The organism is Citrobacter sp. Cpo037 (genome assembly GCF_030332945.1).
GTDB lineage: Bacteria > Pseudomonadota > Gammaproteobacteria > Enterobacterales > Enterobacteriaceae > Citrobacter > Citrobacter portucalensis.
In genome coordinates this window covers 102,615-124,609 of sequence record NZ_JAOWGW010000076.1, presented here as the reverse complement: position 1 = coordinate 124,609, position 21,995 = coordinate 102,615, and the positions used below count along the sequence as shown (strand labels likewise).

Sequence of the window (21,995 nt, the reverse complement as noted above, 5' to 3'; positions counted from 1 at the left end):
AGCCCTGCTCAATTGACGAGCAGGGTCGGTGCAAAAATCTCCTCAACCATCGCATCGACCAGCCGCTTTGCCGAACACAATCGCGGCATTCCCAGCGCCACATTTTGCCAACGCTGCGTCACCGACCAGCTCACAGGATGACGTTGCGCATCGCACCAGCTCCCCAGCCAGCTCAGCATATCGTTATACTCGCCCGATCCGCCGACAGCTGGCGTGCTGAGCCAATGATGATAGTAATGACGCGTAGCGGGCGCTGCATTCACGCTGTCCGCCAATGCCTGAGCAGCCATGGTTCGCAGGTTGTCTTTTAGCATTAACACCACATCGGCATTCGCTAACCGGCAGGCATCACCAAAAGCTCCCCAACGTAGCTCCTCCAGCGCAACAAAACAGCGTCCTGGTAACGACCAGCCGTCATACGCGCCAGCCCGCCAGCGGGTAAAAATTTGTTCGCTATGCTCGCCCGCCTGAACCGTCAGGCCGCGCTGGGTCAGCGCCTTCTCTTTATACGCCGCGCGTTGGGTAAACCAATCAGTCAGTGAATTTATTTGCTGTAAAAGACCGGGGGTTGAAAGCCCACGCGGGTGTTCTGTTTGTTGCAAAAACATTAGCCCTTCGGCGATCCGTACCAGCGCCAGATGACCCGGGTCAATCATGCCTGCCAGCTTCTCCACCAGCTTAAGGCGCATCACCAGATGTTCGCTGGACACTCCCGCCATCACCCACGCACGCAGTTGCGTCTGGGATAACACTTCCTGCGTCAGACGCGCACGCAGCCGCTGCTGCTGTTGCAGAAAACCGCCGGAACGTTTGGTTTCATCTCCCTGAACCAGATCGACCATAAACTTCGGGTAGACACACTCCAGCGTCCTCCCGGGGCCTTCCAGTAAAACGTTAGTCATGTGTGCTCGGTTGCAAAAAGGGTATTGATATCGTCACGCAGCAATCGGGAATCTTCATAAAGCCATGCCGCAATCGTAATGCGCTGTTGCAATTGCTCATTCATTGCATTCACCGCAGATTCATTTTGTTGGCGTAGCGTCAGACTCTCACTCAGACTCGCCTGCAATTGCGCCAGGCACAGGGAGAAATCAGCAAAAAATGTGGCCATGCCAGCCGTAACGGAGATATCGACCTGAGCAGCTAAAGCTTTACGAATTTGTTGGCAAAACTGGGAGACGTACTGCACAAGGTTTTTATGCAATGCGCCCATATCAATGAGATAACGCGTTTTTGTTTCGACGTAATCATTCCATCCCCAGTTGGGTTGATTTAGCCAACGAGAGAAAGTGTCACGCACCACACCGCCAGTAGACGGCGCATTTTCTGCCGGAATATCCTGCTCAATGGCCTCGTTAAACAATTGGCGGGTATTGAAATTAAACATCGCCGTATGGAACGCTGGAAAACGGATCCGCGCACGAAAACCGGCGTGGTTTAGCTCCTCTTTCACCCTTTGCTCAATTGGCCGCATCGCGTCATTTAGCGCCCGGGAGAGCGTCGACTCAAGCTGTTCAAAACGCAGGGCTAAGTCCCGGCTGATGCTTTCCTGCGCCGCCAGCAATACCCCCTCACAGGACGAGCGAATTTTATCTAACACAATTTTCGCCTGCCCTTCATCATGCAACACCAACATCTCTCCGGCCATTTCTGCCGTATTCACAGCATTCCCCAGACCGTGTTGTGACATCATCAGGACGTTTTCTTTGACAAAGAACGTGTTGATACCGCAAAGAATCTCGGTTTGTTGCTCACTGAGATAGGCAGCAGCAGCCTCCAGCGCCAGTTCTACTTCATGGCTGACTTCATCGCTCACCCGCCCCTGGCTCACTTCTAACTGCTGCATATCCTCTTCAATATGCGTGATGTTCAGCCGCAGTTTGTCATAGGCGACCGTTAACCCATGGGCGCGAAATTCCAGATATTCGTGCACGCTTTGTGCATAGTTCAATAACTTATGTGACGCTGAGCGAAGCGCATACAGCGAAGCATTAGCATAAGCGGCATGGATCACTTTCTGGATCGGCTGTTCAAACAGCGAGTCTTCCCACAACAGGTCGGCGGCATGGCGGATGTGTTCCGTATCGTCAAGATCAGTGGTGCGCCAGCGTCTGCCAAGCGCCGCTTCGGCAAAATCCTGCACCCAACGTTGCTCCTGATGATCCGGCAGTCGCCCGCGCGTCGTCAGCTCATGACGCGCCCTGTTTGCCAGATAGCCCCACATTGAGGAGACCGGATAAATTCTTTCAGGGGAGATTCCGCCTTGCATCAACGTGCCGGAAATCAACGCCCGCACCTGTTCTTCATCATCACTGTTGCGGTCTTTCTGATCGAATTTATTGACCAGCGCATATAACGGCACTGACTTGCCGACCGCCATAATCGCCTGACGCACTTCCTCATCGGAAATCGATTTCAGTTGGGTGTAATCCAACACCGCCAGCACAGCAGAGGCCCGCACCAGCTGTTCATTGAGCATTTTTTGTAAGTGCGGTTGTCCCGCCTCGTTCGGCCCCGGGGTATCCAGCAGCGTTAATTGCCCTGGGTAGCTTGCCTGCCCGGCCAAATGGACAAATTCAACCTCAATAACCGGAATATGCTCAATCGCGGCATAGGCGGCAAAAGGAAAATCAACGTCCAATGCTTTTGACAGGCGCACCAGGTCGTTGAGGCTTTTAAGGCAATGGAAAATAGGCTGTGCACCAAGATAATACCGTTCAAATGCCACACCATTTTCAATATGTTGCAGCAGAACATTCATATCCTTGTCAATTTCCAGGGTCTGCGTAAGACGCAGGCGATCGCACTCGCGCACGCGCTGCTGCAAAACCTTCATTAAGGCATCGATCGGCGCGACATGTGAAAAATGCAGCACCGGCTCTTTCTGCCCCGGCGTATGGCGTATTAGCGTTGGTAACGCCGTCATGGGGCGATTACGATTAGGTAAAACTTCTGTACCTACAATCGCGTTAATCGTCGTCGATTTTCCCGCTTTCATCGTGCCAACAATCGCCAGCACCATTTCCAGACGCGTAATCTTGCGCAGCTCATTATTGAGCGTTGCTTGCTGGACATCCATGCCACGCGCGCTGAAATGCAGGGGCTGAACAACCTGACTGCTATGCTCTCCTTGTTTTAGCGCGACATCATCCAACGAGGTCACGGGCAATTTTTGCAATTGCCTGAGATGTTCAAGCGAGAGCATCAGCAAGCGTTCCGCTTCCTGACTTAATTCATATATTGTCTGTGTGTGCATGGAAAATTTTTCCTTAACGCAAATGGCATTGCTTTTATTTAGCCCAATCGTTTTATTTATAGATTTTTTGGCTTTTATAATTACGTATAGAAATAATTAAAATCAAAACAACCAATTGATATTATTAAAATAAATTTGGTGTATAACCGCTGGCCTGATGCCTCTCACTTATGAAAATAAGTAAGAAAGATAAACAGCGTAGTTCAGTTTTAAAAAATGCCAGCGGAATCCCCCTACTAAATTTAAGGGGTTCAATGATATTCAATCACAATGACTTAGGCATTTCTAAGCAATGTTACCTATGAATATCAGATATTTCGCCTCACCTTATCTTAAATATCTAAGCGTAGCAATTTCCCTTAAAAAATATTCCGCCATACTTTCATTGAGGTGAAAGCAGAGGGTCTTTACAGCAGATCATTTTGCGTAATCACGCAGTAGTCCCGACAAAAGCAGGGATTTTATGTATAATTGCGGCCTTTTTCGGCAATCTGCCATTTTTTGGGCGCATTTGCCCCTGCTGACTTTTGAGGAAATCCACATGTCATTACCACACTGCCCGCAATGCAACTCCGAATACACTTACGAAGATAACGGCATGTTCATCTGCCCGGAATGCGCTCACGAATGGAACGATGCTGAACCGGCGCAGGACAGCGACGAACTGATCGTTAAAGATGCCAACGGCAACCTGCTGGCTGACGGCGACAGCGTTACCGTCGTGAAAGATCTGAAAGTAAAAGGTAGCTCTTCCATGCTGAAGATCGGTACCAAAGTGAAAAACATTCGTCTGGTTGAAGGCGACCACAACATCGATTGCAAAATCGATGGCTTTGGCCCAATGAAGCTGAAATCTGAGTTTGTGAAAAAGAACTGATGCAATTTGCCTGATAGCGCGACGCTAATCAGGTCAACACCAGCTCTTCTGCCAGGCGGGAAGCTCATACTTCCCGCCTGGTTTATTTTTGCAGACGCTAACTACACTTAATTGGCTTCTTTTACCTGAGGTAAAGATTATGCCGTTAAGTCCCTATATCTCCTTTGCAGGCAACTGCGCTGACGCTATCGCCTACTATCAAAAAACGTTAGGCGCTGAGCTACTCTACAAAATCAACTTCGGTGAAATGCCCAAATCGGCGCAGGATAGCGAAGATGGTTGCCCTTCAGGCATGAAATTCCCCGATACCGCCATCGCCCACGCCAACCTGCGCGTTGCGGGTAGTGACATCATGATGAGTGATAGCGCCCCGGACGGAAATGCTCACTACTCTGGCTTTACGCTGGTGCTCGACACGCAAAACGTCGATGAAGGCAAACGCTGGTTTGATAACCTGGCAGCAAACGGAAAAATCGAAATGGACTGGCAGGAAACCTTCTGGGCCCACGGTTTCGGTAAAGTGAGCGACCAGTATGGCGTGCCGTGGATGATCAACGTCGTCAAACAACAGCAACCCCCTACAGAGTAATCTAACGGGAGGCCAGCCCTCCCGTACTGTCATCAAATATCGCTCAACTCTTCATCGTCGAGTAACCATCCCTTAACGAAAACGTCACATTAATCCGCCACGATGGGGCCACTTTTTTAGGGAGGCCGCATCATGCAAACGATTATTCGCGTCGAGAAACTCTCCAAGTCCTTCAATCAACATCAGGCGCTCAATGCGGTTGATCTGAACATCTGTTCCGGTGAGATGGTGGCTCTGCTTGGGCCGTCTGGCTCCGGCAAATCCACCCTTTTACGTCATTTAAGCGGTTTGATCACCGGTGATAAATCCCCCGGTAGCCGCGTCGAGCTGCTGGGCCGCACCGTTCAACATGAAGGCCGCCTGGCGCGCGATATCCGCAAAAGCCGCGCCCACACCGGCTACATCTTCCAGCAGTTCAATCTGGTGAACCGCCTGACGGTGCTGGAGAACGTCCTGATTGGCGCGCTCGGCAGCACGCCATTCTGGCGTACCTGTTTTAGCTGGTTTAGCCAGGAACAAAAACAGCGTGCATTACAGGCGCTGACCCGCGTGGGCATGGCGCACTTTGCATACCAGCGCGTTTCCACGCTTTCGGGCGGTCAGCAGCAGCGTGTCGCAATCGCCCGCGCACTGATGCAGCAGGCCAAAGTGATCCTCGCCGACGAGCCGATAGCCTCGCTGGACCCGGAATCCGCCCGCATCGTGATGGACACCCTACGCGACATAAACCAGACCGACGGCATCACCGTGGTCGTCACGCTGCATCAGGTGGATTACGCCCTGCGCTACTGCGAACGCATCGTCGCGCTGCGCCAGGGCAACGTCTTCTTTGATGGCAGCAGCCAGCATTTTGATAACGATCGTTTTGACCATCTCTACCGCAGCATGAACCGCGTCGAACAGAACGCGCAGGCTGCCTGACATCCCCACAATGAGGAATGGAAATGAGTTATAGAACAATTGCCGCGCTGGCCTTCACCAGCATGTTTAGTCTCAGCACACTGCTCACCCCGGCCCATGCCGAAGAGCAAGAAAAAGCGCTGAACTTTGGCATTATTTCGACCGAATCACAGCAAAACCTGAAACCGCAGTGGGAACCGTTCCTGAAGGACATGGAAAAATCACTGGGCGTGAAAGTGAACGCCTTCTTCGCCCCGGACTACGCCGGGATCATCCAGGGAATGCGCTTTAACAAAGTTGATATCGCCTGGTACGGCAACCTCTCGGCAATGGAAGCGGTGGATCGCGCCAACGGGCAAGTGTTTGCCCAAACCGTCGCCGCCGACGGATCCCCGGGTTACTGGAGCGTGTTGATCGTTAACAAAGACAGTCCGATCAATAACCTGAACGATCTGATCGCTAAACGTAAGGATCTGACCTTCGGCAACGGCGATCCTAACTCAACGTCAGGCTTCCTCGTCCCCGGCTACTACGTCTTCGCCAAAAACAACATCTCCGCCAGCGACTTCAAACGCACCGTTAACGCCGGACACGAAACCAACGCGCTGGCCGTCGCCAACAAGCAGGTCGATGTCGCCACCAACAACACCGAAAACCTCGACAAGCTGAAAACTTCCGCGCCGGAAAAACTGAAAGAGCTGAAGGTTATCTGGAAGTCGCCACTGATCCCGGGCGATCCGATCGTCTGGCGTAAAAACCTTTCCGAAACCACCAAGGACAAGGTGTACGACTTCTTTATGAATTACGGCAAAACACCGGAACAGAAAACCGTACTGGAACGCCTGGGATGGGCACCGTTCCGCGCCTCCAGCGATCTGCAACTGGTGCCGATTCGCCAGCTGGCGCTGTTTAAAGAGATGCAGGGTGTGAAGGACAACAAAGGGCTGAACGAGGAAGAGAAAACCAGCAAAACCTCGGTGCTGAAAGCGCAGCTCGATGACCTTGACCGTCTGACCGCCGCACTGGGCGCTATGACCAGCGTCACCAAAGCGGTGCAGTAACCCTGGTGCCCAAATTGTAGGCCTGATAAGCGCAGCGCCATCAGGCAATGCAAAGGATTACATGCCGGATGGCGGTGCCAGCACCTTATCCGGCCTACAACAGACCCGAAACATCGACACCCAGGAGCTAAACATGCAAACCATCACCGTCGCCCCGCCCAAACGTAGCTGGTTCTCGCTGCTGAGCTGGGCCATCCTTCTCGCCGTGCTGGTGGTCTCGTGGAAAGGTGCCGAAATGGCCCCGCTCACGCTGATCCAGGATTCCGGCAATATGGCGACCTTCGCCGCCGACTTCTTCCCGCCGGACTTCAGCCAGTGGCAGGACTATCTCGGTGAAATGGCCGTCACTCTGCAAATTGCCGTCTGGGGTACCGCCCTCGCCGTTGTGCTGTCGATCCCCTTCGGCCTGATGTGCGCCGATAACCTGGTCCCGTGGTGGATTTACCAGCCGATGCGTCGCCTGATGGACGCCTGCCGCGCCATCAATGAAATGGTCTTCGCCATGCTGTTCGTGGTCGCCGTCGGGTTAGGCCCATTCGCCGGGGTGATGGCGCTGTTTATCCACACTACCGGGGTACTCTCCAAGCTGCTTTCCGAAGCAGTAGAAGCTATTGAGCCAGGTCCGGTAGAAGGCATTCGCGCCACCGGTGCCAACAAAATTGAAGAGATTCTGTACGGCGTTCTGCCACAGGTCATGCCGCTGCTTATCTCCTACTCGCTGTATCGCTTTGAATCCAACGTTCGCTCGGCCACGGTGGTCGGAATGGTGGGTGCAGGCGGTATTGGCGTGACCTTATGGGAAGCGATTCGCGGCTTTCAGTTCCAGCAAACCTGCGCCCTGATGGTGTTAATCATCGTCACCGTCAGCCTGCTGGATTTTCTTTCCCAGCGTTTGCGTAAGCACTTTATCTGATTAGCGAGGCATTGATTGCTATGCACTTGTCTACACATCCGACCAGTTATCCAACGCGTTATCAGGAAATTGCCGCGAGACTTGAGCAGGAGCTACGTCAACATTATCGCTGCGGTGACTATCTGCCCGCCGAGCATCAGCTTGCCGCGCGCTACGAGGTAAACCGCCACACCCTGCGCCGCGCCATTGACCAGTTGGTTGAACGCGGTTGGGTTCAGCGTCGTCAGGGCGTCGGCGTGCTGGTGCTGATGCGCCCGTTCGATTACCCGCTTAATGCCCAGGCGCGCTTTAGTCAGAATCTGCTGGACCAGGGCAGCCATCCCACCAGCGAAAAACTGCTGGCGGTGCTGCGTCCGGCCTCCAGCCACATTGCCGATGCGCTCAGCATAAACGAGGGCGATAACGTGATTCACCTGCGCACCCTGCGCCGGGTTAACGGCATCGCACTGTGCCAGATCGACCACTATTTTTCCGACCTCTCGCTGTGGCCGCTGCTGCAAGGCTTCAACAGCGGTTCGCTGCATGACTACCTGCGCGAACAGTCCGGTCTGAGGCTGCTACGCACGCAAACGCGCATCAGCGCCCGCCGCGCGCAGGCCAAAGAGAGCAAGGTGCTGGAAATCCCCAATATGGCGCCGCTGCTGTGCGTGCGCACCCTGAACCACCGTGAAGGCGAAGAACACGCGGCGGAATACTCCGTCAGCCTGACCCGCGCCGACATGATCGAATTCACTATGGAGCACTGAATGCATTTCGATACCGCCACCCGCCAGCGCTGGATGCGCGCGCTGGCATACAGCAATGCCGATGTCCTGAACGCCCGCATCACCGCGCTCAAGCTGACGCCGGACTATGAACTTATCCGCGCTCCGGAAAGCGGACTGATGCAGATCCAGGCCCGTATGGGCGGTACCGGCAACCGCTTCTTTGCCGGTGACACCACCCTTACCCGCGCAGTGGTACGCCTGAAGAGCGGCACGCTGGGTTACAGCTACCTGCTGGGACGCAATAAACAACATGCCGAGCAGTGCGCGGTGATTGACGCACTGCTGCAGGAACAAACGCATTTCCAGAACCTAATGGAAACCTTAATTGCCCCGCTGGAAGCGGAACGCGATGCGCTGATTAACGCACGCCGTGCCGAAGTCAACGCCAGCCGGGTCGACTTCTTCACGCTGGTACGCGGAGATAACGCATGACCTTACAGACCGCTTTTAATTTACCCGTTCAGGATGCTCAGCAGAGCTTTCGTCGCCTGCTGAAAGCCATGAGCGAACCGGGCGTAATCGTCGCCCTGCATCAACTGAAACACGGCTGGCAGCCGCTGGGTCTGGCGACCACCAGCGTGCTGCTGACCCTGGTCGATGGCGACACGCCGGTCTGGCTGGCGCCGTCGATGGATAACGATATTGCCCGCCAGAACCTGCGTTTTCATACCAACGCGCCGCTGGTGGATCAGCCGCAGCTGGCGGCCTTTGCCGTCGCCGACGAGCGCATCAGCAGCGAACAGCTTAACGCCCTCTCCGCCGGTTCAGCCGTCGCGCCAGAGACCAGCGCCACGCTGATTGTGCAGGTCGCAGGCTTAAGCGGCGGACGTATGCTGCGTCTGACCGGTGCGGGCATTGCCGAAGAGCGCATGATCGCGCCACAGCTGCCGGAATGCCTGATTCACGAACTCACCGAACGCCCGCACCCGTTCCCACTGGGGGTCGATTTGATCCTCACCTGCGGCGAACGCCTGCTGGCTATTCCGCGAACCACCCATGTGGAGGTGTGCTGATGTACGTCGCCGTCAAAGGGGGCGAAAAGGCGATAGCCAACGCCCACGCCCTACAGGAAAACCGACGCCGGGGCGATGAGACCATTGCTGAACTGAGCGTGGCACAAATCGAACAGCAGATGAACCTGGCCGTTGACCGGGTGATGACCGAAGGCGGCATCGCCGACCGCGAACTGGCGGCGCTGGCGCTGAAGCAGGCCAGCGGTGATAACGTCGAAGCCATCTTCTTGCTCCGCGCCTACCGCACTACGCTGGCAAAAGTGGCGGTCAGTGAACCGGTTAACAGTGCAGAAATGCGCCTTGAGCGCCGAATCTCGGCGGTCTACAAAGATATTCCCGGCGGGCAACTGTTGGGACCAACCTATGATTACACCCATCGCCTGCTGGATTTTACCCTGCTGGCCAATGGCGAAACGCCGTCTCTGCGCAGCGCAGACGGCGCGCAGGATGCCTCCCCACACGTCTTTTCCCTTCTGGCCAACCAGGGACTGGCAAAGCGTGAAGAGGATGATGGCGCGACACCCGACGACATCACCCGCACGCCGCCGGTTTACCCCTGCTCACGTGCTTCACGTCTGCAACAGCTGATGCGCGGCGACGAAGGCTATCTGCTGGCGCTGGCCTACTCCACTCAGCGTGGTTACGGGCGCAACCACCCGTTTGCCGCCGAAATCCGCAGTGGCTATGTGGCACTGGAAACCGTACCAGAAGAGCTGGGATTTGCGGTGAACGTCGGCGAACTGCTGATGACCGAATGCGAAATGGTTAACGGGTTTGTCGCGCCAGAAAATGAATCCCCCCATTTTACCCGCGGCTACGGGCTGGTGTTCGGTATGAGCGAACGTAAAGCGATGGCGATGGCGCTGGTGGACCGCGCCCTACAGGCAGCCGAATACGATGAAACGGTCACAGGACCGGCGCAGGACGAAGAGTTCGTGCTGGCGCATGCGGATAACGTCGAGGCGGCGGGTTTTGTTTCGCACCTCAAACTTCCCCATTACGTCGATTTCCAGGCCGAACTGGAACTGCTCAAACGCCTGCAACAGGAGGCCACCCGTGACCACTAACCTCTCCGGCTACAACTTTGCCTATCTTGATGAGCAGACCAAACGCATGATCCGCCGCGCAATTCTGAAAGCGGTGGCGATCCCGGGTTACCAGGTCCCGTTTGGCGGACGTGAAATGCCGATGCCCTACGGCTGGGGAACCGGCGGTATTCAGCTTACCGCCAGCGTGATTGGCGAGCCGGACGTGCTGAAGGTGATTGACCAGGGCGCAGACGACACCACTAACGCCGTGTCGATTCGTAATTTCTTCAAGCGTGTGACCGGAGTGAATACCACTGAGCGTACGGAAGATGCGACGCTGATCCAGACCCGCCACCGCATCCCGGAAACACCGCTGGTGGAAGATCAGATAATCATCTTCCAGGTACCGATCCCTGAGCCGCTGCGCTTTATCGAACCGCGTGAAACGGAAACTCGCACCATGCACGCGCTGGAAGAGTACGGCATCATGCAGGTGAAACTGTATGAAGATATCGCCCGCTTCGGCCATATCGCCACCACTTACGCCTATCCGGTGAAGGTCAATGACCGCTACGTCATGGACCCGTCGCCCATCCCGAAATTCGACAATCCAAAGATGGACATGATGCCGGCCCTGCAACTGTTTGGCGCTGGCCGCGAAAAGCGTATCTATGCCGTTCCACCTTACACCCGCGTGGAAAGCCTCGATTTCGACGATCACCCGTTTACCGTGCAGAGCTGGGATGAGCCTTGTGCCATCTGCGGCTCAACCCACAGCTATCTCGATGAAGTGGTGCTCGATGACACCGGCAAACGCATGTTTGTCTGCTCCGACACCGACTACTGCCGCCAACAGAGCGAGGCCCTCAGCAAATGACGCAACCGCTGCTTTCAGTCAACAACCTGACCCATCTCTACGCGCCGGGCAAGGGCTTCAGCGATGTCTCTTTTGACCTGTGGCCAGGCGAAGTGCTGGGCATCGTCGGCGAGTCCGGTTCCGGCAAAACCACGCTGCTGAAATCGATCTCTTCACGGCTGACGCCGCAGAGCGGTGAGATTTTGTATCAGAACCGTTCGCTGTACGGCATGAACGAGGCCGACCGTCGCCGTCTGCTGCGCACCGAATGGGGCGTGGTGCATCAGCATCCGCTGGATGGCCTGCGCCGTCAGGTCTCCGCAGGCGGCAATATCGGCGAACGCCTGATGGCCACCGGCGCGCGTCACTACGGCGACATCCGCGCCACCGCTCAGCGCTGGCTGGAGGAGGTAGAGATCCCTGCCTCGCGTATCGACGATCTGCCCACCACCTTTTCTGGCGGCATGCAGCAGCGCCTTCAGATTGCCCGCAACCTCGTCACCCATCCCAAACTGGTGTTTATGGACGAACCTACCGGCGGGCTGGACGTTTCCGTACAGGCCAAACTGCTGGACCTGCTGCGCGGCCTGGTGGTGGAACTGGATCTGGCGGTAGTTATTGTCACCCACGATTTGGGCGTCGCGCGCCTGCTGGCCGACCGTTTGCTGGTGATGAAGCAAGGTCAGGTGGTGGAAAGTGGGTTAACCGATCGCGTGCTCGACGATCCGCATCATCCATATACCCAGTTGCTGGTGTCGTCGGTGTTGCAGAACTGATTTTTTGTTGTGCCGGATGGCGGCTATGCCTTATCCGGCCTACGGAGCGGCATCGCTTGTGCCGGATGGCGGCTGCGCCTTATCCGGCCTACGGAGCGGCATCGCTTGTGCCGGATGGCGGCTGCGCCTTATCCAGCCTACGGAGCGGTATCGCTTGTGCCGGATGGCGGCTACGCCTTATCCGGCCTACGGAGCGGCATTGGTTGTAGGCCTGATAAGCGAAGCGCCATCAGGCAATCGAACGCAAAAATGTCTAAAGAGGCTAAAAATGAACGCGATCCGCGTTGAAAATGTCAGTAAAACCTTTGTCCTGCATCAGCAAAACGGCGTACGTCTGCCGGTGCTGCAAAACGCCACTCTGGACGTTAAAAGCGGCGAATGCGTGGTGCTGCACGGTCACTCGGGCAGCGGCAAATCCACATTGCTGCGTTCGCTGTACGCCAACTACCTGCCGGATGAAGGACACATCCACATCCGCCACAGCGATGAATGGGTCGATCTGGTGCAGGCCCCGGCGCGCAAAGTACTGGAGGTTCGCCGTTCAACCATCGGCTGGGTGAGCCAGTTCCTGCGCGTGATCCCGAGGATTTCCGCGCTGGACGTGGTGATGCAACCGCTGCTGGATCTGGGGGTCTCCCGTGAGGAGTGTGCAGCCAAAGCAGCTAACCTGCTTACCCGCCTGAACGTGCCGGAGCGGTTGTGGCACCTGGCGCCGTCGACCTTTTCCGGCGGCGAACAGCAGCGCGTCAACATCGCCCGCGGGTTTATCGTCGATTACCCAATTCTGCTGCTCGATGAGCCTACCGCCTCGCTGGACGCCAAAAACAGCGCCGCCGTCGTTGCATTGATTGAAGAAGCGAAAGCCCGCGGCGCAGCCATTGTCGGCATTTTTCACGATCAAACCGTGCGCGACCGCGTCGCGGATCGTCTGCATCTGATGGGAACAACAGCATGATTATCAATAATGTAAAGCTGGTGCTGGAAGATGAAGTGGTGCAAGGATCGCTGGAAATCGAAGGCGGGGTCATTCGCGCATTTGCTGAAAGTCCGAGCAGCCTACCTGAGGCGCTGGACGGCGAAGGCGGCTGGCTGCTACCAGGGCTTATCGAGCTGCATACCGATAATCTCGACAAATTTTTCACCCCGCGCCCAAAGGTAGACTGGCCTGCCCACTCGGCGATGAGCAGCCACGACGCGCTAATGGTCGCCAGCGGCATTACCACCGTACTGGACGCGGTGGCAATTGGCGATGTGCGCGACGGCGGCGACCGTCTGGAAAATCTGGAGAAGATGATCAATGCGGTCGAAGAGACGCAAAAGCGCGGGGTCAATCGCGCCGAGCATCGCCTGCACCTGCGCTGTGAGCTGCCGCATCACACTACCCTGCCGCTGTTTGAAAAACTAGTCAGCCGCGAGCCGGTAACGCTGGTGTCGCTGATGGATCACTCGCCAGGCCAGCGTCAGTTCGCCAATCGCGAGAAGTACCGCGAGTATTATCAAGGCAAGTATTCGCTCACCGACGAGCAGATGGCCCGCTATGAAGAAGAACAGTTAGCGCTGGCGGCGCGTTGGTCACAGCCCAATCGCACGGCGATTGCCCAGATGTGTCGTGAGCGCCAGATTGCGCTGGCGAGCCATGATGATGCCACCCATGATCATGTGCTGGAATCGCACCAGCTTGGCAGCGTGATCGCCGAATTTCCCACTACCTTCGAAGCGGCTGAAGCCTCGCGCCAGCATGGTATGAACGTGCTGATGGGCGCGCCCAACATCGTGCGCGGCGGTTCTCACTCCGGCAACGTAGCGGCGCATAAGCTGGCTGAGCTGGGGCTTTTGGATATTCTCTCCTCCGACTACTATCCCGCCAGCCTGCTCGATGCGGCGTTTCGCGTAGCGGACGACGACGCCAACCGTTTTACGCTGCCACAGGCCATTCGTCTGGTGACCCGCAATCCGGCACGGGCATTAAATCTCGACGATCGTGGCGTTGTTGCCGAAGGCAAACGCGCGGATCTGGTGCTGGCGCACCGCAAAGGCGGCAACATCCATATCGATCACGTCTGGCGTCAGGGCAAAAGGGTATTCTGACTATGGGTAAACTGATCTGGCTGATGGGGCCATCCGGCTCCGGTAAGGACAGTCTGCTGGCCGAACTCCGCCAGCGGGAACCGGCGCAACTGCTGGTAGCGCACCGTTACATCACCCGCGCCGCCAACGCCGGGAATGAAAATCATATTGCGCTGAGCGAACAAGAATTTTTTACCCGCGCCGGGCAGAACCTGCTGGCGCTGAGCTGGCACGCCAATGGCTTCTACTACGGCGTTGGCGTGGAGATTGACCTCTGGCTACACGCCGGTTTTGATGTGGTGGTCAACGGCTCACGGGCGCATCTGCCCCAGGCGCAGGCCCGTTACGGCGCTTCTTTACTTCCCATTTGCTTACAGGTTTCCCCGGCGATTCTACGCCAGCGCCTGCAGGCGCGTGGACGGGAGAGCGAAACGGAAATCGCCGCCCGCCTTGAACGCGCAGCCCGCTACGCCCCGTATGACTGCCACGTCCTGAACAACGATGGAAGTTTGCTACAGTCTGTCGATACACTACTCACACTGATGGGACGCAAGGAGAAGAAACATGTCTGTCTGCGAATTACGCCGCGCCACGCTATACGATACCGATGCGGTTTACGCGCTTGTCTGTGAGTTGAAGCAGGGCCAATTCGATCTGCAGGCCTTTAGCGCTGGCTACGCCGCAAATCTGCAAGATCCCAATATGCACTACCAGCTGGCGCTGCTCGACGGACAGGTCGTCGGCTTGATCGGCCTGCACCTGCAGTTTCATCTGCACCACGCCAACTGGATTGGCGAGATTCAGGAACTGGTGGTGATGCCACAGGCACGAGGGTTAAGGGTCGGCAGTCAGTTACTGACCTGGGCCGAAGCCACCGCGCGCGAAGCGGGCGCAGAAGTCACCGAACTTTCCACCAGCACCCAACGCCTTGACGCACACCGTTTTTACCAGCGTGAAGGCTATACCATGAGCCATTTTCGCTTCACCAAACCGTTGTAGGGGGAGCCATGAGTCTGACCATTACGCTGACGGGAACGGGCGGCGCACAGCTAGTGCCGACATTTGGCTGCGACTGCGCGGCCTGCCAACGAGCACGCTTACAGGCACAATACCGTCGACGCCCATGTAGCGGGGTGGTCAAGTTCAATAATGCGGTGACGCTGCTGGACGCGGGGATCCCGCATCTGATGGACGACTGGCCGGCGGGCAGCTTCCAGCAGTTTCTGCTGACCCATTATCATATGGATCATGTACAGGGATTGTTTCCGCTACGTTGGGGCGTGGGGACGACCATCCCGGTGTACGGTCCGCCGGATGAACAGGGTTGCGACGATCTGTTTAAGCATCCCGGCATCCTCGATTTTAGCCATACCGTGGCACCGTTCGTGGTGTTCGACCTGCAAGGATTGCAGGTAACACCGCTACCGCTCAACCATTCAAAGCTGACGTTTGGTTATCTGCTGGAGACCGCACATAGCCGCGTGGCGTGGCTCTCCGATACCGCCGGACTTCCCGACAAGACGTTGAAGTTTCTCCACAATAACCAGCCTCAGGTGATTATCATCGACTGCAGCCATGCCCCGCGCGCCGAGCCACCGCGCAATCATTGTGATTTAAACACCGTTATCGCATTGAACGACGTCATCCGCTGCCCACGAGTGATCCTGACGCACATCAGCCACCAGTTCGACCTGTGGATGATGGAAAATCAGCTTCCCGCTGGGTTTGAGGCAGGATATGACGGAATGGAGATTGTTCTGGAGTAACAGCTAACGATCGTAATCTTCTTCCATTCTGCGTTCGTCGTCTTCTAATTGACGCCGTTCCTGATCGAGCTGGCGCTGACGGTCATCCAGTTGGCGACGTCGATCTTCAAACTGGCGGCGGCGATTGTCATATTGCCTGCGCCGGTCGTCACTCATCTGGCGCTGCCAGCTTTCATCACGGGAGTCATCATAATCCCGCCCGTTGTCCGGTTTGTATGCGTCGTTAATCGCCTGCTGAATATTATCAATGGCGTCATCAATAATATCCGCCTGCGCTGACATGGTGGTCAGTGACAGCAAGCTAAACAATAAAAGCATGGGATAACATTTCATAAGCCAGACCCGAAGTTGAACTGGCTTTACGTTAGTCAACGCAGAAAAGAAGGTGTAGCGGAGGAATCTCAAACTCGATAGGACGCCCCTGGCTCCATCAACTGGTAAGCGCGTTGTTTTTCCTCTGCCACCAAAACAACACCGTGGCATTTTGTATCTGGTGACATGCTCCATATCCGCTCTTCTGGGATACATCCCCCATCATATATAACTTTCGAACCATCATACGGCCAGAATGCGTTTTGCTCCGTGTCCAGGATAAAAACTGAGATGTATTCAGACTCACGCGCAATTTTCTGCCAGAGCATTTTCCCGCCATCATATTGCTCAAAATCGCTAATCAGCGTTACACCACAGCGCAAAATCAGTGCTTCATACAGGCGCGTCGCCAACCCTTTATCTCGTTCGGACGGATTAACACATATCCCTTCTATCTGAAACACAGACGCCTCTTCCCAACATCGTTCCACCGTTAGAATATCGTTGCCCAGGTAGGGTTTACGCTGCAAATCCAGTGCAGCAAGAACCCGATGGCGAGGCACGCCATTAAAAATCTCAATATCAGCTTCAATGATTGCTGCGCGTGGAGTTTGCCTGTCATAAATAGCCAGCAGAATACGCCCGGAAAGTTCAAACGTATCCACCACCTTAAACGAGCGGGCGACGGCCATCGGGCTATACGTTGTCGGCATCACAATCATCTGCGAATCACCTCTTGTTAGTACTGGCATAATTCCTTTTATATCCTAATCGGGCTGTGTTTGCTCAGATTAGCATCACCCGTTTGCTCCCTGGTCTTGATGAATTCCTAATCTCTTTGGCAGGTTTAGTTTTCCGAAGGAAGCTCGCAAAATAGTATGCGAAGAGGACAATGTCTTAGCGGTATGACTGTTCACTTTTCCGCAGCGCCTGCGCCAGCTCTCCCCGGGTAAAAGGCTTACGCAATAGCGCCACATCCGGCAGCGCCGGGTTATGCGCCGGACGTAAATCCTGACCGCTTATCAGCAGGATGGACAACTGCGGATAATGTGCCTGGACATGGTTAACCACATCCACGCCGCTTAAACCACCTGGCAGCATTAAGTCGCTAATAAAAATATCAATCTCGGATGAAGCCGCCAGCATATGCATCGCCTGTTCCCCGTTTGCGGCCTCTAACGTCAGGTAGCCCAGCAGGTGTAATTGCTCGCACAACGTCTGGCGTACATCATCCTCATCCTCGAGCACCAACACCAGTTTTTCACCGCTGTTCGCCGCATGTACCGCTACCGCTTCCACTTGAGCCTGCACCGGCACAACGGCACGAGGCAGTTGCAGCCTGACCGTCGTTCCCTGCCCGGGAGCGCTTTCAATCTCCACCCGGCCACCGGACTGGCGCACAAAACCGTAGACCATCGACAGCCCCAGTCCGCTGCCGCTACCGGTCTGTTTGGTGGTGAAAAACGGCTCGAAGACCTGGGCTTTCACCTCCTGTGACATCCCGCTTCCCTGGTCGGCAACCTCCAGCATCACCATATCCTGCTTGCGCCCATCGCTGCGCGTGACCCGCTGATTCCAGGTACGGATTTTAATCGTGCCCGCCTGCCCGTCCATGGCGTCACGGGCGTTCATCACCAGATTGATAATGGCGTTTTCCAGTTGGCTGACGTCAATCCACGCGGGCCAGGCGGGAGACTGGGCTTCAATCTCCAGCGTCAACGTGGCCGGAAGAGAGTGGCGCATCAGTTCGCCCAGATTTTCCAGCAGCGTTTTCAGCTCCACCGCATGAGGGTGCAACGACTGTTTGCGCGAAAAGGCCAGCAGTCGCTGGGTAAGCAGCGCCCCGCGCTCGGCGGCTTTTAGCGCCCGATTGACCCGTGGCGCATCGGGCGACTCCGGATTCACCAGATCCAGACTGCCAATAATAACCGCCAGCAGGTTATTGAAATCATGTGCTAATCCACCCGTCAGTTGCCCCACCGCCTTCAGCTTTTGGCTGTGCAACAGCGCTTCTTCCAGCCCCTGACGCTCGGTGCGATCGATTTCCATCTGACTGGTTTTTTCTTTTAGCAATCGGGTGGTGTGCTCCAGCGACGCCGTATTCCGGGCAAAGACGCTAAAGGCGCGGGCCAGCTCGCCTAACTCATCACGCCGCTGCAGGGCCGGGACGCTGACGTCTGATTCACCGTGCGCCAGCCGGGTCATCGCCCGTGAAATGGCCGTCAGGTTGGAGCCGAGATTACGGTAGATATACCACCCGGCAAAACCGGTGATCACCACCGCCAGCAGCGCAAACACTAAAATAAACAACGCGCCGGATTGCAGTTCCTGATGGCTTTGCGCCACCCGCTGCTCTGAGATCAGCGCCACCTGCGAGGCATACTGATTGATATCGCTGTTGAGGATCGCCACCAGCGCTTTGATATGAAACATATACCAGTTGATGGCCAAATCGCTCTGCTCCAGCGCGGAAGAGAGCGGCTCCAGCTTATGCAGCTCCTGGTTGAAGTCGTTGAGGATACCGCTAATCAGCGGACTAGCATGGCGCAAGGGAAGCGCAGGCATCACCGCATCCAGTTGTTTCACCACCGAACGCGGCGTGGGCGTGTCGATGGCGGCAACAATTAAGCGGTCCATCTGCCCCAGCAGCGCATCATCCTGCGCGCCGGTCAACTTTTGCAGATGACGTAAATAGCTTTGATTTTGATACAGCGAACTGAGCAACGCGTTACGCTCCAGGTGTCGCCGCTGCCCGCGCTGCAACATCCCTTCTACGCTGCTTTGTAGTTCATTACTGCGCTGGATAATACGCTCGACCAGCACCGGCTCTTGCTGCGCCAGCGGCGCGGTAGCCAGTTGTTCCAGCGACTGCTTCAGCACCCTTTGCGTCTCCTGCAGCCGCTCCGCTTCCCCTTTGTATTCCAGCGCCCCGACCACCTGCGACAGCCGCACTGCCGCCGTCGCCACGTTCGCCGTATCGCGCGCCAGGTTCATGCTGCCGGTCATGTCGTCAACGGTTTGCTGCTGCACCTGCTCCTGAATCTGGCTTGCGTGCTGAAAACCCAGCACCGCCACGCCGCTCACCATCAGCGTGACCGCCACCACCAGCAGATTGAAGAACAGCAATCGTCCGCGCGCACTGGCGAAAAAGTGACGTCCCGGTTGCGGCATATCACGCTCCGTGAAGAAAAATCGCAATATGACAAATATGAACGGCTTCTGACATTTTGCATTTACATTCCTGTGATGGACTGCTGATATCGGCCACCCCACAGGAGATCCGCCATGAGCAGGACACCGGTTCTGGAGATGCGCAACATTGCTAAAGCGTTTGGCAAATTTTACGCGCTGAAAGGGGTCGATTTAACGGTCTGGCCGGGCGAGATTCATGCCCTGATGGGCGAGAATGGCGCGGGGAAGAGTACCCTGATGAAGATCCTCGCAGGGGCCTATACCGCCACCAGCGGTGAGATCCTGATTGACGGTCAGCCGTTCCACATTCGCGGGCCAAAAGACGCGCTTAGCGCAGGCATCACGCTGATTTATCAGGAGATGCAGCTCGCGCCAAACCTGACAGTGGCAGAAAATATCTTTCTTGGCAGCGAGCTGTCGCGCGGCGGTCTGGTCCAGCGTAAAGAGATGGTCATGCAGTCGCAGAAAGTTATCGACCGACTCGGCGCCCAATTTAAGGCCAGCGACCGCGTGATGACGTTGACCATCGCCGAACAGCAGCAGGTGGAAATTGCCCGTGCCCTGCACCGTAAAAGCCGCATTCTGGTAATGGATGAACCCACCGCCGCCCTCTCCTCACGTGAAACCCACCGCCTGTTTGAACTGATCATGCGCCTGCGCGATGAGGGGATGGCGATTATCTACATCAGCCACCGCATGGCGGAAGTGTACGAACTCTCGGACCGCGTCAGCGTCCTGCGCGACGGGCAATATGTTGGCAGTCTGATCCGCGACAAGCTCAACGCCTCGGAGCTGGTGCGCATGATGGTGGGCCGTCCGTTGAGCGATCTGTTCAACAAAGAGCGCGACATTCCCTTAGGTAAAGCGCGCCTCAACGTTCATCACCTGACTGATGGCAACAAAGTGCAGCCGTGCAGTTTGCTGGTACGCTCCGGGGAGATCGTCGGCCTGGCCGGGTTAGTCGGTGCCGGGCGTTCTGAGCTGGCTCAGTTGATTTTTGGCGTTCGTAAAGCCATCGGCGGCATGATTGAAGTAGACGGTGAACCGGTAGTGATCCACTCCCCGCGCGAGGCGATTGACCACGGCATTGGCTTTCTGACGGAAAACCGCAAAGAACAGGGATTATTTTTAGAGCTGGCAGCGGCAGAAAACATCACCATGGCAACGCTGGAGCGTGACGCCAACTGGGGCATGCTCGATCGCAAAAAGGCGCAGGCTATTTCCGATGACGCCATCAAGCTGCTCAACATCCGCGTGCCGCACGCACAGGTACGCGCGGGCGGGCTGTCTGGCGGAAATCAGCAAAAACTGCTGATTTCACGCTGGGTCGCGATCGGCCCACGTATTTTGATCCTCGATGAACCCACGCGCGGCGTGGATGTTGGCGCCAAAAGCGAGATCTACCGGATCATGAACGATATGGCGCGCAAAGGCGTAGCGATCCTGATGATCTCCAGCGAACTGCCGGAAGTCGTCGGCATGAGCGATCGCGTGTACGTCATGCGGGAAGGAAGCATTGCCGGCGAGCTGAACGGACAAAGTATTACCCAGGAAAATATTATGACGCTGGCTACCGGCGTGAACGACTCCCACCATCAGGCGGTGCACCATGAATAATCCAACCCCTCCCCAGCAGGTGGCGAAATCCGCCTCCGCGAAAAGAATGCTGATGAGCGATCTGATGCAAACAGTCGGTATCTTACCGATTCTCATCCTGATTGTGGCGGTATTTGGCTTTATCGCGCCTAACTTTTTTACCGAAAGCAACCTGCTGAATATTACCCGTCAGGCCTCAATCAACATCGTGCTGGCGGCTGGCATGACCTTCATTATTTTGACCGGCGGGATCGACCTCTCGGTTGGCTCGATTCTCGGCACCACCGCCGTCGCAGCCATGGTCGTTTCTCTTATTCCTGAGCTTGCCATGCTGTCAATTCCGGCGGCGCTGATGCTCGGCCTGGTGCTGGGATTATTTAACGGCGCGCTGGTCGCTTTTGCCGGACTACCGCCGTTTATCGTCACGCTTGGAACCTATACGGCGCTGCGCGGCGCGGCCTATCTGCTGGCCGACGGTACAACGGTGATTAACTCCAATATCAGCTTTGAGTGGATCGGTAACAACTATCTCGGCCCGGTTCCGTGGCTGGTGGTCATTGCGCTGGCGGTGGTGGTGGTGTGCTGGTTCATTCTGCGCCGCACCACGCTCGGCGTTCATATCTACGCGGTCGGCGGCAATATGCAGGCCGCACGTTTAACCGGGATCAAAGTGTGGCTGGTGCTGCTGTTCGTCTACGGCATGAGCGGTTTGCTCTCAGGTCTTGGCGGGGTGATGAGCGCCTCGCGGCTGTATAGCGCCAACGGCAACTTAGGTATGGGTTACGAGCTGGACGCCATCGCGGCGGTGATCCTCGGCGGCACCAGCTTTGTTGGCGGGATCGGCACCATCACCGGCACGCTGGTGGGGGCGTTGATAATCGCCACGCTCAATAACGGCATGACGCTAATGGGCGTCTCCTATTTCTGGCAACTGGTGATCAAAGGGGCGGTGATCATCATAGCGGTGCTAATCGACAAATACCGTACCCGACACCATCAAAGTGCATAGACAAGCTTACTGGCCTG

Annotated in this window: 23 protein-coding genes; 18 read left to right on the top strand and 5 right to left on the bottom strand. The window is 56.1% G+C overall.

Going from position 1 to position 21,995, the window contains the following annotated elements:
• Window positions 1-8: 8 nt before the first annotated feature.
• Window positions 9-902: a diguanylate cyclase regulator RdcB family protein gene (locus OGX94_RS20435; RefSeq protein ID WP_003826733.1), complete on the bottom strand. Its 894-nt coding sequence runs from the start codon at window positions 900-902 to the stop codon at window positions 9-11.
• Window positions 899-3,256, bottom strand: a complete 2,358-nt coding sequence (crfC, locus tag OGX94_RS20430) for a clamp-binding protein CrfC (RefSeq protein ID WP_003826731.1) — start codon at window positions 3,254-3,256, stop codon at window positions 899-901. The genes OGX94_RS20435 and crfC overlap by 4 nt, the downstream gene beginning before the upstream one ends.
• A 541-nt stretch (window positions 3,257-3,797) precedes the next feature.
• Here crfC and OGX94_RS20425 point away from each other — a divergent pair.
• The 16 genes from OGX94_RS20425 to phnP all read left to right on the top strand — a co-directional run bounded on the left by OGX94_RS20425 (window position 3,798) and on the right by phnP (window position 15,869).
• On the top strand, window positions 3,798-4,133 hold the full coding sequence (locus OGX94_RS20425) for a zinc ribbon domain-containing protein YjdM (protein WP_003031835.1): 336 nt from the start codon (window positions 3,798-3,800) through the stop codon (window positions 4,131-4,133).
• Window positions 4,134-4,272: 139 nt separating this feature from the next.
• On the top strand, window positions 4,273-4,722 hold the full coding sequence (yjdN, locus tag OGX94_RS20420) for a VOC family metalloprotein YjdN (RefSeq protein ID WP_003031832.1): 450 nt from the start codon (window positions 4,273-4,275) through the stop codon (window positions 4,720-4,722).
• Between the two features lie 132 nt (window positions 4,723-4,854).
• Window positions 4,855-5,643 (top strand): phosphonate ABC transporter ATP-binding protein, encoded by a 789-nt coding sequence (phnC, locus tag OGX94_RS20415; RefSeq protein WP_003826726.1) that lies wholly within the window; start codon window positions 4,855-4,857, stop codon window positions 5,641-5,643.
• A 23-nt stretch (window positions 5,644-5,666) separates the two neighbouring features.
• Entirely contained in the window at window positions 5,667-6,683 is a 1,017-nt protein-coding gene (gene phnD, locus OGX94_RS20410) for a phosphonate ABC transporter substrate-binding protein (RefSeq protein ID WP_003826724.1), read from the top strand.
• A 133-nt stretch (window positions 6,684-6,816) separates the two neighbouring features.
• The gene (gene phnE / locus OGX94_RS20405; protein ID WP_016155398.1) at window positions 6,817-7,596 is read left to right on the top strand and encodes a phosphonate ABC transporter, permease protein PhnE; all 780 of its coding nucleotides are present in this window, start codon (window positions 6,817-6,819) and stop codon (window positions 7,594-7,596) included.
• 20 nt (window positions 7,597-7,616) lie between these two features.
• Window positions 7,617-8,342 carry a phosphonate metabolism transcriptional regulator PhnF gene (gene phnF / locus OGX94_RS20400; RefSeq protein WP_063941252.1) on the top strand — a complete coding sequence of 242 codons (726 nt, stop codon included), beginning with the start codon at window positions 7,617-7,619 and terminating at the stop codon, window positions 8,340-8,342.
• The gene (gene phnG, locus OGX94_RS20395) at window positions 8,343-8,795 is read left to right on the top strand and encodes a phosphonate C-P lyase system protein PhnG (RefSeq protein ID WP_003826718.1); all 453 of its coding nucleotides are present in this window, start codon (window positions 8,343-8,345) and stop codon (window positions 8,793-8,795) included.
• Window positions 8,792-9,376 (top strand): phosphonate C-P lyase system protein PhnH, encoded by a 585-nt coding sequence (phnH, locus tag OGX94_RS20390; RefSeq protein ID WP_003826715.1) that lies wholly within the window; start codon window positions 8,792-8,794, stop codon window positions 9,374-9,376. Before phnG ends, phnH begins: the two co-directional genes overlap by 4 nt.
• A complete protein-coding gene (locus tag OGX94_RS20385) occupies window positions 9,376-10,443 on the top strand; it encodes a carbon-phosphorus lyase complex subunit (RefSeq protein ID WP_003826713.1) in 1,068 nt (355 codons plus the stop codon). Before phnH ends, OGX94_RS20385 begins: the two co-directional genes overlap by 1 nt.
• Window positions 10,444-10,489: 46 nt before the next feature.
• Window positions 10,490-11,281, top strand: a complete 792-nt coding sequence (phnJ, locus tag OGX94_RS20380) for an alpha-D-ribose 1-methylphosphonate 5-phosphate C-P-lyase PhnJ (protein WP_049259807.1) — start codon at window positions 10,490-10,492, stop codon at window positions 11,279-11,281.
• Window positions 11,278-12,036, top strand: a complete 759-nt coding sequence (gene phnK, locus OGX94_RS20375) for a phosphonate C-P lyase system protein PhnK (protein ID WP_003844769.1) — start codon at window positions 11,278-11,280, stop codon at window positions 12,034-12,036. Before phnJ ends, phnK begins: the two co-directional genes overlap by 4 nt.
• 268 nt (window positions 12,037-12,304) lie before the next feature.
• Complete coding sequence (gene phnL, locus OGX94_RS20370) at window positions 12,305-12,991, top strand: phosphonate C-P lyase system protein PhnL (protein WP_003826708.1); 687 nt, start codon at window positions 12,305-12,307, stop codon at window positions 12,989-12,991.
• Complete coding sequence (phnM, locus tag OGX94_RS20365) at window positions 12,988-14,124, top strand: alpha-D-ribose 1-methylphosphonate 5-triphosphate diphosphatase (protein WP_126957331.1); 1,137 nt, start codon at window positions 12,988-12,990, stop codon at window positions 14,122-14,124. The genes phnL and phnM overlap by 4 nt, the downstream gene beginning before the upstream one ends.
• Window positions 14,125-14,126: 2 nt before the next feature.
• On the top strand, window positions 14,127-14,735 hold the full coding sequence (gene phnN, locus OGX94_RS20360; RefSeq protein ID WP_257662321.1) for a ribose 1,5-bisphosphokinase: 609 nt from the start codon (window positions 14,127-14,129) through the stop codon (window positions 14,733-14,735).
• On the top strand, window positions 14,668-15,102 hold the full coding sequence (gene phnO, locus OGX94_RS20355; protein ID WP_126957335.1) for an aminoalkylphosphonate N-acetyltransferase: 435 nt from the start codon (window positions 14,668-14,670) through the stop codon (window positions 15,100-15,102). Before phnN ends, phnO begins: the two co-directional genes overlap by 68 nt.
• An 8-nt stretch (window positions 15,103-15,110) precedes the next feature.
• Window positions 15,111-15,869 carry a phosphonate metabolism protein PhnP gene (gene phnP / locus OGX94_RS20350; protein ID WP_257662322.1) on the top strand — a complete coding sequence of 253 codons (759 nt, stop codon included), beginning with the start codon at window positions 15,111-15,113 and terminating at the stop codon, window positions 15,867-15,869.
• Window positions 15,870-15,872: 3 nt separating this feature from the next.
• On the opposite strand, the gene yjdP is transcribed toward phnP, so the two are convergent.
• The 3 genes from yjdP to OGX94_RS20335 form a co-directional block, all read right to left on the bottom strand.
• The gene (gene yjdP / locus OGX94_RS20345) at window positions 15,873-16,202 is read right to left on the bottom strand and encodes a DDRRRQL repeat protein YjdP (protein WP_286569856.1); all 330 of its coding nucleotides are present in this window, start codon (window positions 16,200-16,202) and stop codon (window positions 15,873-15,875) included.
• A 68-nt stretch (window positions 16,203-16,270) separates the two neighbouring features.
• The gene (locus tag OGX94_RS20340; protein ID WP_257662343.1) at window positions 16,271-16,903 is read right to left on the bottom strand and encodes a GNAT family protein; all 633 of its coding nucleotides are present in this window, start codon (window positions 16,901-16,903) and stop codon (window positions 16,271-16,273) included.
• Between the two features lie 175 nt (window positions 16,904-17,078).
• Complete coding sequence (locus OGX94_RS20335) at window positions 17,079-19,352, bottom strand: hybrid sensor histidine kinase/response regulator (RefSeq protein WP_286569854.1); 2,274 nt, start codon at window positions 19,350-19,352, stop codon at window positions 17,079-17,081.
• 114 nt (window positions 19,353-19,466) lie between these two features.
• On the opposite strand from OGX94_RS20335, the gene OGX94_RS20330 reads away from it, so the two are divergent.
• Together OGX94_RS20330 and OGX94_RS20325 are read left to right on the top strand one after the other, a co-directional pair.
• Window positions 19,467-20,990 (top strand): sugar ABC transporter ATP-binding protein, encoded by a 1,524-nt coding sequence (locus tag OGX94_RS20330; protein ID WP_257662324.1) that lies wholly within the window; start codon window positions 19,467-19,469, stop codon window positions 20,988-20,990.
• Window positions 20,983-21,978, top strand: coding sequence for an ABC transporter permease subunit (locus OGX94_RS20325; RefSeq protein WP_003826690.1), 996 nt, complete (start codon window positions 20,983-20,985; stop codon window positions 21,976-21,978). Before OGX94_RS20330 ends, OGX94_RS20325 begins: the two co-directional genes overlap by 8 nt.
• Window positions 21,979-21,995 lie beyond the last annotated feature (17 nt).

What these genes read in the sequence shown, in the direction of transcription:
- OGX94_RS20435 (WP_003826733.1), bottom strand. Translation starts at nt 902, where the DNA reads ATGACTAACGTTTTACTGGAAGGCCCCGGGAGGACGCTGGAGTGTGTC.
- crfC (WP_003826731.1), bottom strand. Translation starts at nt 3,256, where the DNA reads ATGCACACACAGACAATATATGAATTAAGTCAGGAAGCGGAACGCTTG.
- OGX94_RS20425 (WP_003031835.1), top strand. Translation starts at nt 3,798, where the DNA reads ATGTCATTACCACACTGCCCGCAATGCAACTCCGAATACACTTACGAA.
- yjdN (WP_003031832.1), top strand. Translation starts at nt 4,273, where the DNA reads ATGCCGTTAAGTCCCTATATCTCCTTTGCAGGCAACTGCGCTGACGCT.
- phnC (WP_003826726.1), top strand. Translation starts at nt 4,855, where the DNA reads ATGCAAACGATTATTCGCGTCGAGAAACTCTCCAAGTCCTTCAATCAA.
- phnD (WP_003826724.1), top strand. Translation starts at nt 5,667, where the DNA reads ATGAGTTATAGAACAATTGCCGCGCTGGCCTTCACCAGCATGTTTAGT.
- phnE (WP_016155398.1), top strand. Translation starts at nt 6,817, where the DNA reads ATGCAAACCATCACCGTCGCCCCGCCCAAACGTAGCTGGTTCTCGCTG.
- phnF (WP_063941252.1), top strand. Translation starts at nt 7,617, where the DNA reads ATGCACTTGTCTACACATCCGACCAGTTATCCAACGCGTTATCAGGAA.
- phnG (WP_003826718.1), top strand. Translation starts at nt 8,343, where the DNA reads ATGCATTTCGATACCGCCACCCGCCAGCGCTGGATGCGCGCGCTGGCA.
- phnH (WP_003826715.1), top strand. Translation starts at nt 8,792, where the DNA reads ATGACCTTACAGACCGCTTTTAATTTACCCGTTCAGGATGCTCAGCAG.
- OGX94_RS20385 (WP_003826713.1), top strand. Translation starts at nt 9,376, where the DNA reads ATGTACGTCGCCGTCAAAGGGGGCGAAAAGGCGATAGCCAACGCCCAC.
- phnJ (WP_049259807.1), top strand. Translation starts at nt 10,490, where the DNA reads ATGATCCGCCGCGCAATTCTGAAAGCGGTGGCGATCCCGGGTTACCAG.
- phnK (WP_003844769.1), top strand. Translation starts at nt 11,278, where the DNA reads ATGACGCAACCGCTGCTTTCAGTCAACAACCTGACCCATCTCTACGCG.
- phnL (WP_003826708.1), top strand. Translation starts at nt 12,305, where the DNA reads ATGAACGCGATCCGCGTTGAAAATGTCAGTAAAACCTTTGTCCTGCAT.
- phnM (WP_126957331.1), top strand. Translation starts at nt 12,988, where the DNA reads ATGATTATCAATAATGTAAAGCTGGTGCTGGAAGATGAAGTGGTGCAA.
- phnN (WP_257662321.1), top strand. Translation starts at nt 14,127, where the DNA reads ATGGGTAAACTGATCTGGCTGATGGGGCCATCCGGCTCCGGTAAGGAC.
- phnO (WP_126957335.1), top strand. Translation starts at nt 14,668, where the DNA reads ATGTCTGTCTGCGAATTACGCCGCGCCACGCTATACGATACCGATGCG.
- phnP (WP_257662322.1), top strand. Translation starts at nt 15,111, where the DNA reads ATGAGTCTGACCATTACGCTGACGGGAACGGGCGGCGCACAGCTAGTG.
- yjdP (WP_286569856.1), bottom strand. Translation starts at nt 16,202, where the DNA reads ATGAAATGTTATCCCATGCTTTTATTGTTTAGCTTGCTGTCACTGACC.
- OGX94_RS20340 (WP_257662343.1), bottom strand. Translation starts at nt 16,903, where the DNA reads ATGATTGTGATGCCGACAACGTATAGCCCGATGGCCGTCGCCCGCTCG.
- OGX94_RS20335 (WP_286569854.1), bottom strand. Translation starts at nt 19,352, where the DNA reads ATGCCGCAACCGGGACGTCACTTTTTCGCCAGTGCGCGCGGACGATTG.
- OGX94_RS20330 (WP_257662324.1), top strand. Translation starts at nt 19,467, where the DNA reads ATGAGCAGGACACCGGTTCTGGAGATGCGCAACATTGCTAAAGCGTTT.
- OGX94_RS20325 (WP_003826690.1), top strand. Translation starts at nt 20,983, where the DNA reads ATGAATAATCCAACCCCTCCCCAGCAGGTGGCGAAATCCGCCTCCGCG.